The sequence below is a fragment of the Marinilactibacillus piezotolerans genome, from assembly GCF_900114235.1.
GTDB lineage: Bacteria > Bacillota > Bacilli > Lactobacillales > Carnobacteriaceae_A > Marinilactibacillus > Marinilactibacillus piezotolerans.
Genome location: NZ_FOSJ01000002.1, coordinates 93,247 through 108,180, shown reverse-complemented (window position 1 = coordinate 108,180; position 14,934 = coordinate 93,247). Strand labels below are relative to the sequence as shown.

The following is a 14,934-nucleotide window of genomic DNA, read 5'->3' as shown; positions in this document are numbered from 1 at the left end:
GATCTTCTGTACCCAGTTCAACACAGCCGGATGGCACTCTAAACTGGGAGGTGGTCCCACAGGAGAAGCAGTTATTGATCGGATTGTTCATAATTCCTACACCATCACTATTGATGGTGAAACATCTATGCGTGAACGACTGGGTTTATCCAATAACTTCTAAGATATTATTATGAAAAACTAATATAATCCTATGGATTATGTAAAGGTGTCCCATAACTAACTTAAATCACAGTGGTTATGGGATATTTCTTTAGTGGTACATCGAGCTGGCAAAAGGTGGTACATTCTTTGGCAAACAGTGGTAAGAAAGTTGGCATCAATGGTACAAATGTGTGGCAGTAGTCAGGGTGGTCATCTTTTGGGGGTTGATGGGGAGGGTAGTTATGAGTGAAGCATTTTATAAACTTTCAATAGAAAAACAGAATATGATTTTAAATGAAGCTTACAAAGAATTTACGCAAAATGGTTATGAAAAAGCTTCTACAAATATCATAGCTAAGAATTCAGAAATTGGTAAAGGTACATTGTTTTATTATTTTGGTAATAAGCGTAAACTTTTTGATTTTTTAGTTGACACAGCTTTTCAGTTAACTTATGAGGTGTATTTTAATAATATTGATTTTGAACAAACAGACTTTTTTAAACGTTTAATAGAAGTCAGTCAATTAAAGCAGAATGTGTATAAAAATTATCAATATCCGATGGGGTTTATTTCAAAAATTCTTATGGAGGCAAGTGAATTTGATTTATCCGAAGAACACATGAAGAAAAGAGCTATTGTAGAAGAAACATGGTCACAAGTGCTAAAGAAAAATATTGATTTTTCAAAATTCAGAGAAGATCTTCCACAGGAAGTTACGTTTAATTTTATCAGATGGACACTTGAAGGATACCGTCAAGAATTAGAAATGAGAGTCAAACAAACAGACGAATTTTTAATGAATGAAGAAAATATCAAAACTTATTATGATGAATATTTTAACTATATAAATACGCTAAAAAAGATTTATTATAAAGAAAATCTAGATTAAAAATATTGGAGGGAGATCAATGAGTATTCTTGAAGTCAAACATCTTTCAAAGTTATTCGGCAAGCAAGCAGCATTGAAAGATGTCTCTTTCAACTTAGGTGGAGGAGAAATACTAGGATTTATTGGACCCAATGGTGCTGGTAAATCTACTACAATCAGAATCATATTAGGAATGCTGAAAGCAACTGAGGGATCAGTAACTTTATTTGGAAAAGATGCATGGGATGATGCAGTTGAAGTACATAAAAGAATTGCCTATGTTCCGGGAGATGTTAATCTTTGGCCAAACCTGACAGGGGGAGAGGTTATCGATCTGTTTTTGAGTATGCGCGGAGTAGAAGTGAAAGCTGCTCGGAAAGAAGAGTTAATGAGAGAATTTGAATTTGATCCAACAAAAAAATGTAGAAGCTACTCTAAAGGGAACAGACAAAAAGTTGCTCTAATTGCTGCGTTTGCAGCAGATGCAGATTTGTACATTTTAGATGAACCCACTTCAGGTCTTGACCCTCTTCAAGAACGAGTTTTCCAAGAACATATTAAAAAAGTGAAAGAAAAAGGTGCTAGTGTACTGTTATCAAGTCATATTTTATCAGAAGTAGAAGAGCTTTGTGATACAGTCGCTATTATTCGTAAAGGTAAAATCGTAGAATCAGGAAAGCTTGATGAACTGAAACATTTAACGCGCACTCAAGTGAAGTTACAAGTATTAGAGTCTGTAGATCATTTGCAAGAAAAAAATTATATTCATGAATTCATAAAAGATAAGGATAAGGTTTTCTTCCAATTAGATTCTAATCATACTGATGATCTGATTCGAGAAATACAAGGACATGGTATAGTAAAATTCGAAAGTACACCTCCAAAATTGGAAGATTTGTTCATGAGACATTATTCTAGGAGCTCGGAAGGTGATGTGTAATGCAGTCATTTAAACAATCAAAAAAACTACTTATTTTTTCCCTTAAAAGAGAAAAAATAAAACTTTCGTATTGGTTGATCGGCTGTTTATCGTTTGTGATAATCGGTATCATTGCATTTGTTTTAACGTATAATGATCCAAATGATAGGCAAGCAATGGTAGGAGCTATGTCAAATCCAGCAATGGAAGCTTTATTCGGGAAAGTAATTGGTGTTGACAACTATACAATCGGTGCCATGTACTCTCATACAATGACTGTGATGACTTTGTCATTAATTTCAATCAGTGCAATTCTTCTAGTTGTGAGAAATACAAGACTGGAAGAAGAAGAGGGAATGATAGAAATTTTTCGAGCATTGCCTACAGGTAAACTAGCTCATACAACTTCAGCAATCACACTACTTGCTATATACAACATCATACTTGCGGTACTTTCAGCTATTATATTAATTATTTTTGGTGATAATAGTGTTGATGTTAATGGTGCCGTATTAACTGGAGTTATTTATGGCTCAGTTGGACTTTTTTATGGTTCAGTTGCGTTACTATTTTCACAGTTATCCAGCAATAGTAGAAATGCTACTATGTTTTCTTTGGTTTTTTTAGGCCTATCCTATGTTTTGAGAATTATAGGAGATTCAGGTTTCGAGTTGATAAGCTGGATATCACCGCTGGGATTGTTGTATCGAACGAAACCATTTGTAACGAATAATTGGTGGCCGGTATTAATTCTATTCTTTGGAACGATAATTTTCATTGTAATTTCTCTTTATCTTCAAAAACGTCGAGACTTAGGTTCAGGGTTATTACCATCTAGAGTTGGAAAACGTTCTGCTTCAAGACTTTTGAGGACGGTTCCTGGTTTGGCATTGAACTTACTTAAAGCTCCATTAATTATCTGGACCCTTTCACTTATCTTATTAGGAGTGACTTATGGATCTGTAATGGGGGATTTAGAGACTTTGATAGCAGGAAATGAAGTAATTGAAAAAATTATTGAAAATAATCCTGATCAGAATATTGTAAAACAATTTATAGCTATTATATTAGGCTTATTATCCATAGCAACAGTTATTCCAGTTATTCAGATAGTAATGAAATTATACAGTGAAGAGAAAAAAGGACGATCTGTATATCTTTTAGTGGGGAAACACTCGAAAAATTATGTGTTAGGGGCATTTGTGGCTTTAAGCTTTTTTAGCAGTGTTTTACTGCAAATGGCACAAGTTTCTACTTTTGCAGCAGCAGTTATGACTACTCAAGTAAAAGGTGTATTTTTTAGGGATATCTTATTAAGTGGTTTAGCTTACTTGCCTGCACTATGGACCATGATTGGTTTTGTTGTTCTATTATTTGGCTGGTTACCTAGAATGATTTTCAGTGCTTGGATTCTTTTAGGTTATAGTTTTGTAATACTTTATTTTTCGAATTTATTTGATATGCCAGAATGGCTTAAAGGGATATCGCCGTTTTATCATGTTCCAGATGTTTTATCTGGGGAAATAAGCTTTATCCGTTTATTTGTACTTTTAATACTAGGGATTTTATTTAGTTTTATTGGATTTATAGGATTTAACAAAAGAGATAGCATAGAATAATCAAACGAAAATCAGATTTGAGATGACTCCGTCTTAGGTCTGATTTTTATATTTTTACTGCATCTGATGTAGTAATGTAAGTAACAATTTGCTATACTGATTACAACGACAGATGAAGTAATTTAAAATCGATACATAAAGAGGTGAGGTGAATGATCAGTAGTGATGTTAGTAGAGGATATAATGATTCATTTATCTTATCAATATTGATTGAAGGAGATTCTTATGGATATGAAGTTTCAAAGCAGATTAGAGAACGGACAAATGGTCAATATGTCATGAAAGAGACAACCCTATATTCAGCTTTTACCAGGTTGAAAAAAAAGGGTTATATTACTTCCTACCCGGGAAATGAAACACAGGGACGTAAAAGAACGTACTATAAAGTGACAGCAAAAGGTAAAGGATTTTTCTTAGAGAAAGAAAAGGAATGGTTGTTAACTAAATCTGTTGTTGATACATTTTTTGGAGGTGGAAAATATTGAATACAATACAGGAATATGTTGATAAAATGTTTAAACAAGTTGTAAAGACTGAAGAAACGGAACAATTGAGAATTGATATATTAGCGAATATGGAAGATCGTTATTTAGCTTTGATTGAAGAAGGAGCATCTGAAAACGAAGCAATTGGTACAGTAATTGTGGAGTTTGGAAATATTGAAGAAGTATTAGACGAAATGGGTCTGAACCATGAAAAAACTTCAGAAGAAATTGATATTAAAGATGTACTAGTAGTTGAATTAGCTGATGCACATGAATATATTGAAGCAAGAAGAAAAGCTGGAATGGGAATAGGTTTAGGAGTGCTGGCTTGTTCCGTTGGGTTAGCTGGACTTGTATCATCAATATCATATGTAGTAAATGGTAATGAAGGACCTGTTTTTATCGGTCTGATCTGGTTACTGATTTTCAGCTGTTTAGGTGTGGCGCAATTTATTCTTCAAGGATTACGCTTGTCTAATTACAAACAATATAGTAAGCCTTTTATATTAGTACCAGAAGCACGTCAGTCTATTGAAATACTTTTAAAAAATTATAAAAAATCTCACGCATTAAGTATAGTAGTTGGTGTTGCGCTATGTATATTCTCATTACTACCGGTATTATTTGGTGCTTTCTTCTATGCTGAAGAAGTTATATTACTAGGTACTGGATTTATGTTTGTTCTAGCAAGCGTAGGAGTATTATTATTTATCTATACTGGAATGAAATGGACAGGATATCAAAATCTATTAGCGAAAGGTAAAACCGTAGAAGAGGTTATGGTTGCTAGAGATCGTGATAGTAGGAAAACTAAGATGGAACATCTATTTGACACTATTTACTGGCCAATTATAGTCGTTTTATATATAATTATCAGCTTTAGTACAGAGTCGTGGTCATGGTCTTGGATTTTATTTCCGATTGGTGGAATATTAGAAAGTACTATTAAAGCATTGTTTGATATCGAAGAAGATTAGAATAATATAAATCTGAAATACTAAAAGGGTTTTCACTATCAGAAAATTCTTTTAGTATTTTTTTAATTTCTCGTTTGTCAAATTAAGCTAGACGGTTTCCAATCTGATACATGCTCATGAAAAACTTCCATAGGGGTTCTATAATCTAAAGACTTTCTAGGAATCGTATTTCTGTAGTTTGAAACAGAAGAAATAAAGGATTGATCGGTTTTATTAAAGTCCATCTGTTTTGGCAGTCCGTCACGTCGAAGCAATCCGTTAGAGTGTTCATTCAGCCCACGCTGAGACGGACAACCAGGATCTGCAAAGAAAATAGAAATATCATGGTGGTTACTAACTGATTTCCAATTAGAGAACTCTTTTCCACAATCAAAAGTGATTGATTTAAAAGAATGGGAAGGGATACTGGAAAACCACTCAGATAATTTTTCTTCTATATCAGTTGCTTTGCGTCCTTCAGGTTTGAGTGTAAAAATGACTTTTGACAAGCGCTCAACCAATGTAATAACAGCACTTTTATGATGCTCTCCAATAATGGTATCCCCTTCAAGGTGACCAAATTCGTTCGTATAATGTGGATACGATAGGGCTCTATCCTGTAGGCTTCTCTTAAAGGCTTGTTTTCCTCTTTTTTCTTTATGGCCATTCGGTTTGCGTTTGCCTTTCAGGGGCAAAGTCGTTTGATCAAATAAAGGGGGCTGTCCTTGAATCTACGGTAAAGAGTTCGCATAGAGCACTTCAAATCAATTTCTTGTCTACCAATAATAACATCAGGTGTCCAACCAGATGCAACTTTGTCTTTAATGTAACGGATTTCTTTATCGGTAAAGGTTTTACGTCTGGCACCACAGTTGCTTTTATTCTTTTTATAGCGTGCATAGTAATCTTGAATCGTATATCCTTGTTTAAGATAATTGACTACATTACAGACAGGTTGTTTTGATCGTTCCAATTTATTTGCAATTTTTGAAGCAGATAGTCCAATCGTGTGATAAGTTTCTATCCATCCAAGGTCTTCCATGGTAAGATGGGTGTAGGCCATTTGTGGTCACTCTCCTAATTTTCGTGGTTGTAAATCTGGAATGAGTGTACCACATATGGTCTTTTTAATCGTCTAGCTTAATTTTACAATTCAAGATTAATAAAATGTATAATGAAAATGAAAAAATATCAGTAAAAAAGTATTTGGCTCATTTTAAGGATAATTTCATTAAAAGCTATAAAGAGAATTGGATAATTCTAGTATTAGCTTTACTTTTTGGGATGGACTTTTTTGTTTTTGAAAGTTCTTCCTTTTTCCCAGAATGGTTGAGTATTATTTCAATATCACTTGCCATCCTCTTTATTCTCTTAACTCTACTAACTCTTTACTTTTTTTCAGTTAGCCAATGTTTACAAGAAAAAATTCTCAATAAATGGCTCATTTCTTTTTATCTGTTATTAAAATATCCATTAATCAGCTTGGCTACTTTGGTACTTATAAGTTTAATAATTATAATATTTATGTTTTTTCCTGCATTGATATTCTTTTTTTCAATTAGTTTACCGGCTTTGATTAGTACAATAGCAGTCAATAAAGGATTAGAAAAAAAGTCTATATTGTAAAACTAAGACTCTAAAGGAGGTATGATCCTGTTTAGAGTCTTTTATTATGCACTAATTAATACGTTACGCTACTAAGTAAATAACCTAGTAACTAGAAATCAGGAACGTCTTCTTGTACACTATTTGTTGTAGATAATAATTGCAGACATTATTAAATGAAATGAGTGGAAAAGATGAAAAAAATATTGATCGTGGAAGATGATAATGCTATTAATGAGTTGCTTTTTGATTTATTAAATGAAGAATACGAAGTAATACAAGCATATGCTGGTTCAGAAGCAAAGCGAATAACAGAAAAAGAAACATTTAATTTAGTTTTACTTGATCTGATGTTGCCGGGTATTTCTGGGGAGGGCTTTATTAGAGAATTTCGTCGTAAATCTAGTGTACCCATAATTGTAATTACTGCTAAAGCTGAAATAAATGTACTAGCTAACGTACTTAGTTTAGGTGCTAATGATTATATTGCAAAACCTTTTAATACAATAGAAGTGAAAGCAAGAGTGAGTGCACAATTGAGGGATCATATAGAGAACTCAGGTGAAGGTACTCTGTATCGGTTTGGACCGATTGAAATGGATGATGCGGCAAGAGTCGTAACGGTGAATCACTTAGCTGTATCTCTAACCCAAAAGGAATACGATTTACTGAAGTGTTTTTTAGAACATCCCAAAAAGGTATATACTAAAGCAAACTTGTTTGAATCCGTATGGCATGAACCATACTTCGGTGATGATAATACGATTTCTGTACATATTTCAAGGTTAAGATCAAAATTGAGTAGTCATAGTGGGGAAGAAATGATTGAAACAGTCTGGGGAGTAGGATTCAAATTAAAAAATCCGGATTAAGTGATTTTTGAATATTTAAGACTTTTGTAAGGTTTACTTCAGAATTTTGAAATAAGTGTGCTTTAATATAAAAATTATCAAGAAATAAAAGTATAAGAACAAAAGATTTTAATAATTCATAAGGAGTGACAAAATGGAAAATCTAATAGAAACTATAGATTTGACTAAACGCTATAGTAAAGCAGTTGCACTGGATAGCGTTTCTATTCACGTCAGGCAAGGGGAAATATATGGTCTAATTGGCAAAAATGGTGCCGGTAAATCAACTTTATTCAAAACGATGATGGGCTTAGCACCAAAGTCTTTTGGGGAAGTGAAGTTATTTGGAGATAGTTCAAACAGTGGACTGAATACAGCTCACCAGAGAATGGGATTTATGATGGGAGCACATTTTTTCCCCTATCTCTCTGCAAGGGAAAATCTTGAATATTTTAGAAAATTAAAAGGAATACCTGATAAAAACGAAGTAGAACGGGTATTAAAACTTGTTGAAATGGATAAAGTTAAGAAAAAATTCAAATCTTTTTCTATGGGGATGAAACAGCGTGTAAGTATCGCTAATGCTCTGATGGGTTATCCAGACATAGTAGTACTTGATGAGCCGATTAATGGGTTGGATCCTCAAGGGATTGCTGATTTCCGTCATTTGGTACAAAAGCTTAATAAGGAGAATATGACCACTTTTGTTGTTTCTTCTCATATATTAGGTGAATTAGGCATGATGGCGACTCGTTTTGGATTTATTCATAATGGGCAGTTAATTGAAGAGATTGATCGGGAAGTCATTCGAAATAAAACAAAAGAGCAAGTTATTGTTAAAGTAAGTGATGTTGAAAAAGCTGCTTACTTATTAGAAGAAAATTTTGAATCTATCGAGTATACAATTAATGGCGATAAAGAATTAGTTATTTTGAAGATGACAGACCGGACTGCTGATATCGCGTCTTTATTTGTTACCAATGGTTTGAGTCTTTTTAAATTAGATACTCAGGAAATATCGATTGAAGATTATTATCTAAATCTTATCGCAGAAGGAGGAGTGAAAAATGTTTAATTATATCAAAGCAGATCTATATAGACTCTTCCACAAAAAATCAAATTATATATTTTACGGTATCGTATTCACTTTGTTTATAGCAGTTGTCATCATTGCTAGAACAAGCGTAGAAGGAGAACTATCTTTTGCAGAGGGCTATTTACAGCTTGGAATTATTTTACTCACACAGTTCTTCCCCTTAGTATTTGGTCTACAAGCATATGTTGCGGTCTTTACAAATGATTTATCTGCCAATACCTATCAGAACATTTTTACTAATGGAATCTCTAAAGTAGAATTTGTCATTGGTAAAGCCATTACAATGATCATTTATTTATTAACAACGTTTTTATCCGGAGCAGTTCTTTATTCACTAATATATGTTATTTTATTAATGACAGAAGACGGTCCAATTGATTTTGAAAGTTTCGGGAATTTAGCAGTCGTTAGTATAACTATTTTTCTAGGAATGCTGGGATATGCAGCTGTAGCGAATATATTGGCATACTTTTCCCAAAATAGTACGATTTCAATTATTACGATGGGTGCTCTAGTGTCAGGAGTTATTCTTCAACTATTTAACTTAGTCTCATTGTTCACTGATAAGATTGAATTCTTAAGAGAATATACTTTGTCTTATCATATGAATGAAGCGTCAAATCAAATGATGGGTTCAATAATAGGAGGAGAAACTGCTTATTCAGCTTCTTTTCAAGCTTGGGGAGTGGCCCTGATCTATCTAGTTATTGCGAGCATTATAGGAATTATTGTTTTAAATAAAATTGAGATCAAAGAAGGAAAATAATTCATAAACAGAGTCTGTCAACTTAGGGGAATGGTGGAAGTGAAATGATCTGGATCGTAATACTCAGTTTGCTCGTTAATATAGTACTCCTTCTAAAATTATATCAAGATCAGAAAGTAAAAAGGAATCTTGTAAAACAACTTGAATGGATTATCGATAAGAATGCATTAGCTAAAATCAAGCATTCTGGTTCTTCTAAATCGCATGATGATCTGGTGAATGAAATTAACCGAATGATTGAAAAAATAAGTGAGATAAGCATAGAATCTGAAGAGATTGTTCAACAAAATCGACGAATGGTTTCTTCAATTTCTCATGATTTTAGAACTCCCTTGACCTCAATGCTAGGATACGTTCAGATTCTACAGAATGATTCAAATTCTTTGAAAGAAAAAAAATACCTTAAAATCATTGAAGAGAGAACTAAAATCCTTAGAGACTTAATTGAAGAATTTTACAGTTTGAGTTTACTGGAATCAAACGAATATGAACTGAATGCAGAGTCCGCAAATCCAATAATCTTGGTTCAAGAACAGGTTGCTATGTATTATTCAGAATTAGAAGATAGTTTTGATCATATATCTATTCAGTTAATAGAAGAAGATATAAAACTTTTGACTAGTCCTCTTGATTTTAATCGTTTAATTGGAAATTTATTAAAGAATGCTTATACTCATGGAATAAAGAGATTTGCTCTATATAATGAAATGAGCGAAACTTCATTAATATTCTATTTAGAAAATGAAGTAAAGGATACAAATACAATTGAGGTTGAACGCCTATTTGAGCGCCTCTACAAAGAGGATAAAACTAGAGCGATTGGATCTACTGGGCTAGGATTATCCATTGCTCAGAAAATAGCTGAAGCACTCGGATATAAGCTTGAAGCTTCACTTAAAGAATCTATGATACAGTTTAAATTAACCATTCCGCTTAAATAATTAATAGAAAAATACGAGCTACTTTTTTTGAAGTAGCTCGTATTTTTTATCTTTTATTTTCAAGTACGATCTTACCGTTTGTATGACCAGTCATTAATTGTTCATATGCTTTTTTCAGGGTTTCTGAATTCATGGCATCAAAGCGATGATTAATTGTTGTTTTTAATTTACCTGCTTCAATATTTTCTTTTAATTCAGTGAGATATTTATGCTGCTTAATCCAATCTTGGGCTTCATAAACGGATCTAGTATACATTAATTCATAACTGAATGTTACGCTTTTAGAAAAGAAAGACATAGGCAGCGGCGTTCTTAATGGTAAGATTGAACAGACATGACCTTGTGGACTGACGATTTTACCGACTTCTTTTATATTATCGTCAGCATTAGAAGCTAAGAAAACATAATCAACAGTCTGAATGCCTAGTTCTTTTAACTGTGGTTTAAAAGCTTCTTTATGGTTAATGATCTTTTCAATTCCCAGTGAGGTAAGATGATCTCTAGATTCTTTTCTTGAAGCAGTACCGATGACATGAATACCATCATTTAAAGCAATCTGTGTTGCGATAGAGCCAACACCTCCAGCTGCACCGATAATCAACAAGGTAGAAGGATCATCACTATTTTTCAAAATATTTAAACGATCATAAAAGGTCTCATATGCTGTAAGAGCAGTTAACGGAAGGGCAGCTGCCTCAGCAAAATCCAAGTTGTCTGGTTTTAATGCAACCATTCTTTCATCAATCACATGATAATCAGCTTGAGCCCCTTGAATGTTGCTGGATCCGGGATAAAACACTTCATCTCCAACTTTGAAGGGTTCTACTTGATCTCCAACCTCTTTTACGATTCCTGCTACATCTCGGCCTAAAATAGTGAATGAATCATCCTCTTCTTTTTTCATTTGCCAAGTAGCTACATCAGTAGGGTTTAAAGCGACCGCTTTTACTTCAACTAAGAGTTGTTTTGCTGAAGGAGTCGGTTTATTGATTTTCTTTTTTTCAAAGTTAGGGGATTTACTTTTATCTCCGGGATTAGTAAATCCGTAAGCTGTCATTTGATCAGACAAAATTATCTTCCTTTCTTCAATATATTATCTTTAGTTTACACCTTTAAAAAAGCGAGAACAATGAATATGTGATAGAATAAAAAAAGACTGATTATTACAAAGGATGGTTAATTTTGACAGAATATATTGAAAATGCCCAAAAAGTCTTTGAGAATAACTTTAACTTGCAACCACAGGAGTCTGTAGTGATTGTAACGGATGACAGTATGAAAGAAATTGCACAACATTTCTACGAAGCTGCTGTTGTCAAAGGCAATGAAACGATCATGGTTCAGTTTCCAGCTACATATAAAAGTGGCGAAGAACCTCCTGTACTGATTGCTAAAGTATTAAAAGAAGCTGATGTAGCTTTATGTATAACTTCTGCTAGTTTGACTCATACTAAAGCAAAAAAAGAAGCCGCAGTTACTGGGACTCGTATTGGAACGATGCCTGGCATTACTTTAGATATGCTGAAAAAAGGTGCGATAGAAGCTGATCCGTCAGATGTTGAAAGTTTAACGGATAAGTTTGCCTCTTTACTAGAATCTGGATCTGAAGTTATTATAGAAAAGGATGGAGAATCCTTAACTTTTGATATAAAAAACAGAAAAGGCATATCCAGTACTGGTATTTTCAGAGAAAAGGGAGAAGGTGGAAACATTCCATCAGGGGAAGCTTATATCGCACCTATTGAAACTTCTGCAAATGGATCGATTATAGTAGATGGATCAATTGCGCAATTAGGAAAAGTTTCTGAACCAATTAAATTAGATTTGAAAGATGGCCGCTTAGTCAAGGCCGAAGGAAAACAAGGCGAAGCTTTATTAGCTCTTCTAGGAGATGAAAAAGGACGTATAATTGCAGAATTTGGAATAGGGACCAATCCAGCAGCTAGAATTACTGGTATTGTTCTAGAAGATGAAAAAGTATATGGAACAATCCATATTGCATTTGGAAGTAACAAACCATTTGGAGGAGAAACAGAAGCAGGGATTCACATTGATTGTGTGGTAAAGAGTCCGACGGTCTGGTTAGATGGTAAAAAAATAATGATGAACGGTAAAGTGGTCGAGTAAACAAATTTAACTCGCAAAAAAATCTAGAATAGAGTATGATGTAAAAATATCATGTTTTAAAAGAAAGAGGAAAAGCCAATGAAAAGAACCACTCATTCAAAATATCCCGGGATTTTTGCTTGGCTTACGGTGTTGGTATGGATGGCTATCATTTTTTGGTTTTCTTCACAACCGGCAAGTGAGTCTGCTCAGTTAAGTTTTGGAGCAATGGAAGTAGGGAGTCAAGTTGTTAATCATTGGAGAATTGTAGGTGCAATTTTATTTGTGCTGTTTTTCAATGTATTTTTAATCTGGTTAAAGCAAAGAACTATGCCATTATGGGGTAAAATCGTTATTTCTGTATTGTTTCTTTTGTTTTGTGGACTTACAGTCTTTTTTTTACTCACTATTGTCAGACCACGGTTAGGAATTAATAACCTTAGAGAAATGAATTATTATGTCTTGCATAATTTCATTAGAAAAAACGCTCACTTCTTTATTTATTTACTTTTTGGAGTATTGGTAAAAAATTCCTTGTCCACTTCAAATATTAAAGGAATTAAAGCTATTTTAATTGCGTTGCTCATTTGTGCAACATATGCAGCCTCTGATGAATTTCATCAGAGTTTCGTGCCAGGAAGAACTTCTTTGATTTCTGATATTTTTATAGATTCTTCAGGCTCTTTTGTAGGTATTCTCTAATACTCCATACTTGACTGGATTTCAGGAAAAAGAAGTATCTGGCAAGCATTCTGGAATATCAAGACAAAGTAAATTAATAGACGCAATAGACTATTCTGTCTGTTGCGTCTATTTTAAAATAGATCTAATTGTCTAGGGGAAAGATTATTAAATGTTATCCCTAAAATTTCTTGTAAAGACAAAGCATTAGAAGCGGCGTGTCCCCCAGAATTGTTGTTGAAAATTATACAAACTTCATGGGAGGTTTTTTCCAAAGATTTGGCAGTCTTCGAAAAATCTACTAGTTCTTCTTTATCATAATTATAAAGAGTTCTTTCTGATCGCCAATCTTTAATATCTTCGCCTAGCCAACCTTCATAGTTACGTCCATGCAATCGATATATAGATAGACAGTCATTCGTTGAAACAGGAATGGTTGGAACGCTGTTGTTGGGTGTTTGCGGCTGGTCAACGATTACATTAATAAAATTTAACTGTCTTAAAAATTCCAGTGTTTTATTCTTATTCTGTTCGGTAAACCAGCTTTGACTCCTAAACTCTATAGCAACTGGCAAATCTTTCATTAGTTCTCGAACACGTCGTAAATAAGCTACGTTTTGTTTCGTACAGTCAAAATAAGGAGGAAACTGAAATAAAAAGGCTTTAATCTTGTTTTCTTTTAGCATTGGAGCGAAAGTTTGATTAAATACTTCAAACATTTGATCAATGCTCGAAAATTCTTCTACCCACTCTTTATGTTGAGTCATAGCCTTATAGGCTTTTGGAATAAATTGAAAAGTATCGGGTGTTTTCTCAATCCAAGAAGAGATATTTTTTTGAGGAGGTATAGCATAAAAGCTAGTATCTAATTCAACAACAGGAAAATAACTCGAGTAGTTTTCCAATTTTCTGGATTTTTCAAGTGTAATCAGAGGATGATCACTCCAGCCCGTTAAACCTATTGTAATCATATAAAAACCTTCTTTCCGCTATTTATTAGTTAGATATATTTTAACATGGTCGGTTCATTACTTCGAATAAAATTTACTTTTCAGAAAATAGTAATAATTATCCATTAACAATTCTGATATACTATATAAACAATGTGTAAAGGAGTGAGACCTTTGTATTTCTATGAATGTCTAAAAGAAAATCGAACTCAATTGAATCGGACAGAAGAAGAAATATTAAATTATCTAATCGATGAAAAAAAGCATGTTGAAGAGTGGACGATCAGAGATGTTGCAAACCGATTTTATACTGTCCCTAATACAATTGTGAGAATGTGTCAGAAACTTGGTTTTAAAGGCTATACTCAGTTCAAAGAAGAATTGAAAAAGACTTTAGAAGCAGAAGAAACTATACTTAATATGACGGATCTAGATGACAAAGTTATCAAAACTAAACAACTCTTGAATAAGGAAGTTTTAGAAGAAATTATTAGTAAAATTTATGATGCTGATAATATTCTTTTTTTCGCGGTTGGACTTTCTAGATTTCCAGCGGAGGAACTTAGTGAGCGATTAAAAATTTTAGGTAAGAAAAGCCAAACTTTCATTGATCCGCATTTGATGAAGCATAATGCAAAGCAAATGGGACGTAAAGACGTAGGAATTGCGATCAGTCTCAGTGGATCAGAAAATTCAAACGTATTTGCAGCAACCAACCGTGCTAATATTGCCGGAGCTAAAACAATCAGTCTCACGGGATTCTCAAGTAATGCTTTGTCAAAAATAACAGACTATCAGCTATACGCTTACAGCACAGAGATTAAGATAGAAGGAATTGATGCATCTGACCGATTCGGGTTACATTATTTAGTGAACAAACTTTTCAATGATTATTTGAAAAAGTATCAAGTATCAGACTAAAAGAATAAAAAAAGCATCGAACCTT

Annotated in this window: 15 protein-coding genes and 1 pseudogene; 13 read left to right on the top strand and 3 right to left on the bottom strand. The window is 33.5% G+C overall.

The genetic code is table 11. The features are described from left to right. The first annotated feature begins 386 nt into the window (after positions 1-386). The 5 genes from BM212_RS01405 to BM212_RS01385 all read left to right on the top strand — a co-directional run bounded on the left by BM212_RS01405 (position 387) and on the right by BM212_RS01385 (position 5,013). Positions 387-1,034, top strand: a complete 648-nt coding sequence (locus tag BM212_RS01405; protein ID WP_177206264.1) for a TetR/AcrR family transcriptional regulator — start codon at positions 387-389, stop codon at positions 1,032-1,034. 19 nt (positions 1,035-1,053) lie between these two features. Then, positions 1,054-1,953, top strand: coding sequence for an ABC transporter ATP-binding protein (locus BM212_RS01400; RefSeq protein ID WP_091895522.1), 900 nt, complete (start codon positions 1,054-1,056; stop codon positions 1,951-1,953). Then, complete coding sequence (locus BM212_RS01395) at positions 1,953-3,551, top strand: ABC transporter permease (protein ID WP_091895519.1); 1,599 nt, start codon at positions 1,953-1,955, stop codon at positions 3,549-3,551. The genes BM212_RS01400 and BM212_RS01395 overlap by 1 nt, the downstream gene beginning before the upstream one ends. Positions 3,552-3,703: 152 nt before the next feature. Continuing rightward, positions 3,704-4,036 (top strand): PadR family transcriptional regulator, encoded by a 333-nt coding sequence (locus BM212_RS01390; RefSeq protein ID WP_072695062.1) that lies wholly within the window; start codon positions 3,704-3,706, stop codon positions 4,034-4,036. Next, positions 4,033-5,013 carry a permease prefix domain 1-containing protein gene (locus BM212_RS01385; protein WP_091895515.1) on the top strand — a complete coding sequence of 327 codons (981 nt, stop codon included), beginning with the start codon at positions 4,033-4,035 and terminating at the stop codon, positions 5,011-5,013. Before BM212_RS01390 ends, BM212_RS01385 begins: the two co-directional genes overlap by 4 nt. Positions 5,014-5,090: 77 nt before the next feature. Here BM212_RS01385 and BM212_RS01380 read toward each other — a convergent pair. Then, positions 5,091-6,055 (bottom strand): annotated as a pseudogene (locus BM212_RS01380) (IS30 family transposase). Between the two features lie 104 nt (positions 6,056-6,159). Between BM212_RS01380 and BM212_RS01375 the strand changes: the two are divergent. From BM212_RS01375 to BM212_RS01355, 5 genes are all read left to right on the top strand, one after another. Then, positions 6,160-6,618 carry a YesL family protein gene (locus BM212_RS01375; protein WP_091895512.1) on the top strand — a complete coding sequence of 153 codons (459 nt, stop codon included), beginning with the start codon at positions 6,160-6,162 and terminating at the stop codon, positions 6,616-6,618. A 173-nt stretch (positions 6,619-6,791) separates the two neighbouring features. Beyond that, positions 6,792-7,469 carry a response regulator transcription factor gene (locus BM212_RS01370; protein WP_091895509.1) on the top strand — a complete coding sequence of 226 codons (678 nt, stop codon included), beginning with the start codon at positions 6,792-6,794 and terminating at the stop codon, positions 7,467-7,469. Positions 7,470-7,602: 133 nt separating this feature from the next. Further along, entirely contained in the window at positions 7,603-8,523 is a 921-nt protein-coding gene (locus BM212_RS01365; RefSeq protein ID WP_091895506.1) for an ABC transporter ATP-binding protein, read from the top strand. Next, positions 8,516-9,310, top strand: a complete 795-nt coding sequence (locus BM212_RS01360) for a hypothetical protein (protein ID WP_091895503.1) — start codon at positions 8,516-8,518, stop codon at positions 9,308-9,310. Before BM212_RS01365 ends, BM212_RS01360 begins: the two co-directional genes overlap by 8 nt. A gap of 44 nt (positions 9,311-9,354) precedes the next feature. Further along, positions 9,355-10,251 (top strand): sensor histidine kinase, encoded by an 897-nt coding sequence (locus BM212_RS01355; RefSeq protein ID WP_091895500.1) that lies wholly within the window; start codon positions 9,355-9,357, stop codon positions 10,249-10,251. Between the two features lie 46 nt (positions 10,252-10,297). Here BM212_RS01355 and BM212_RS01350 read toward each other — a convergent pair whose 3' ends face one another. After that, positions 10,298-11,320, bottom strand: coding sequence for a zinc-binding alcohol dehydrogenase family protein (locus tag BM212_RS01350; RefSeq protein WP_091895497.1), 1,023 nt, complete (start codon positions 11,318-11,320; stop codon positions 10,298-10,300). A 113-nt stretch (positions 11,321-11,433) separates the two neighbouring features. On the opposite strand from BM212_RS01350, the gene BM212_RS01345 reads away from it, so the two are divergent. After that, positions 11,434-12,378 carry an aminopeptidase gene (locus BM212_RS01345; protein WP_072695055.1) on the top strand — a complete coding sequence of 315 codons (945 nt, stop codon included), beginning with the start codon at positions 11,434-11,436 and terminating at the stop codon, positions 12,376-12,378. Between the two features lie 78 nt (positions 12,379-12,456). Further along, entirely contained in the window at positions 12,457-13,059 is a 603-nt protein-coding gene (locus tag BM212_RS01340) for a VanZ family protein (RefSeq protein ID WP_091895494.1), read from the top strand. Positions 13,060-13,172: 113 nt separating this feature from the next. Here the strand turns inward: BM212_RS01340 and BM212_RS01335 are convergent, their stop codons facing one another. Further along, positions 13,173-14,009, bottom strand: coding sequence for a DUF72 domain-containing protein (locus BM212_RS01335; RefSeq protein ID WP_091895491.1), 837 nt, complete (start codon positions 14,007-14,009; stop codon positions 13,173-13,175). Between the two features lie 153 nt (positions 14,010-14,162). On the opposite strand from BM212_RS01335, the gene BM212_RS01330 reads away from it, so the two are divergent. Beyond that, positions 14,163-14,909: a MurR/RpiR family transcriptional regulator gene (locus BM212_RS01330; protein ID WP_072695052.1), complete on the top strand. Its 747-nt coding sequence runs from the start codon at positions 14,163-14,165 to the stop codon at positions 14,907-14,909. Positions 14,910-14,934: the final 25 nt, after the last annotated feature.

Excerpts from the sequence above, each read along its gene's own strand:
- BM212_RS01405 (WP_177206264.1), top strand. The coding sequence starts at position 387 with ATGAGTGAAGCATTTTATAAACTTTCAATAGAAAAACAGAATATGATT.
- BM212_RS01400 (WP_091895522.1), top strand. The coding sequence starts at position 1,054 with ATGAGTATTCTTGAAGTCAAACATCTTTCAAAGTTATTCGGCAAGCAA.
- BM212_RS01395 (WP_091895519.1), top strand. The coding sequence starts at position 1,953 with ATGCAGTCATTTAAACAATCAAAAAAACTACTTATTTTTTCCCTTAAA.
- BM212_RS01390 (WP_072695062.1), top strand. The coding sequence starts at position 3,704 with ATGATCAGTAGTGATGTTAGTAGAGGATATAATGATTCATTTATCTTA.
- BM212_RS01375 (WP_091895512.1), top strand. The coding sequence starts at position 6,160 with ATGTATAATGAAAATGAAAAAATATCAGTAAAAAAGTATTTGGCTCAT.
- BM212_RS01370 (WP_091895509.1), top strand. The coding sequence starts at position 6,792 with ATGAAAAAAATATTGATCGTGGAAGATGATAATGCTATTAATGAGTTG.
- BM212_RS01365 (WP_091895506.1), top strand. The coding sequence starts at position 7,603 with ATGGAAAATCTAATAGAAACTATAGATTTGACTAAACGCTATAGTAAA.
- BM212_RS01360 (WP_091895503.1), top strand. The coding sequence starts at position 8,516 with ATGTTTAATTATATCAAAGCAGATCTATATAGACTCTTCCACAAAAAA.
- BM212_RS01355 (WP_091895500.1), top strand. The coding sequence starts at position 9,355 with ATGATCTGGATCGTAATACTCAGTTTGCTCGTTAATATAGTACTCCTT.
- BM212_RS01340 (WP_091895494.1), top strand. The coding sequence starts at position 12,457 with ATGAAAAGAACCACTCATTCAAAATATCCCGGGATTTTTGCTTGGCTT.
- BM212_RS01335 (WP_091895491.1), bottom strand. The coding sequence starts at position 14,009 with ATGATTACAATAGGTTTAACGGGCTGGAGTGATCATCCTCTGATTACA.